Origin of the sequence: Mycobacterium helveticum, assembly GCF_007714205.1 — a bacterium.
Taxonomy (GTDB): Bacteria; Actinomycetota; Actinomycetes; order Mycobacteriales; family Mycobacteriaceae; genus Mycobacterium; species Mycobacterium helveticum.
Window position 1 is genome coordinate 1 of the sequence record NZ_VMQU01000298.1, and the last position, 1096, is coordinate 1096.

Below are 1096 nucleotides of genomic sequence, written 5' to 3' on the forward strand. Positions count from 1 at the left end.
TTGACCGCCCACCGCTGCAGCGCAGCGGGATCGGCCGAGGACACCGTGGCGAGATCGTGGTTGTCGTGGCCCCTTTCGGCCGCGTGCCATTCTGACTGGGCAGTACGGTTGGCGACCGCCACACCGAACAGCTCGTCCCTCGTCAAGCGTGGAATACGGATCTCGACCGCATCGATCTGCGCGGCCAGTTCCACGCGAGAAGCGTTCATCCGCTCACTTTGTTGAGCCGACGCCTTCGCCCGCAGCGCCCTGGTCTTGTCAAACCATGTACGCCAGCGCTCACTGCGTTCGGCGGCCTCCACACGAGGCAGGTCGTAAAGGCGCATCTTCGGACCACTTCGATAATTCGGGTTCGTCACCAGGGCATCCGGCTCGCCCAGAAACCGCTTGACAGCCCCATCGGTCCAACCTCGCTGTTTGAGCGTGGACAACCTGACACGTTCGATCTTCTCCGCAGTCTTACTCATGGCCGCCATCATTGCCCCGGCCACCGACAACCGCCTGCGGGCCGACATCACGCTGTGCGCACCCGACCGCTTTGAGCGCACGGTTTCGAGCACTGCGCCGCCCGTAGAGTCGCGCACAGAAACGTGTGAGCACCTCCACCATGTCGCGCACCAGATCATCGGTCACCTCACCGTCGTCGAGCACCACCAGCCGGCGGCCGTGCGCGGAAAGCGCGGACTCGACCAGCTCAGTGTTCATCCGCCCCAGCCGATCCCGGTGCTCGACCACCACGGTGGTCACCTTCGGGTCGGCCAACAACCGGCGCACCTTCGCCCGCGACCCGTTCATCCCGGACCCGACCTCGGCCTCCACCCGCACCACCGTCCCGCCCGCCTGCCCGGCCCAACCCGTCAGCCGCGCAACCTGGCGATCCAAATCCGACTTCTGATCAGGAGACGACACCCGCGCATACAACCCGAACGCGGCGGGCATCGACTCGGCCACCGCATCCGGGGACACCAACACCGTGCGCTGATTCACCCGCACCGCGGGCACCGGCAGCGTCCCCTCCCGAAACCACCGGTACGCCGTCTGCGGATGAACACCCTGAGCCCGCGCCCACTCCGTCAAATTCACACCAGCAGCATAC

Annotated in this window: 2 protein-coding genes; both read right to left on the reverse strand. The window is 66.0% G+C overall.

What is annotated here, in order from left to right:
* Window positions 1-467, reverse strand: a 467-nt coding sequence (locus FPZ47_RS27585; RefSeq protein ID WP_145039804.1) for a hypothetical protein, incomplete at its 3' end; no start/stop codon positions are given.
* Complete coding sequence (locus tag FPZ47_RS27590) at window positions 460-1083, reverse strand: IS607 family transposase (RefSeq protein ID WP_145039807.1); 624 nt, start codon at window positions 1081-1083, stop codon at window positions 460-462. The genes FPZ47_RS27590 and FPZ47_RS27585, both read right to left, overlap by 8 nt.
* Window positions 1084-1096 lie beyond the last annotated feature (13 nt).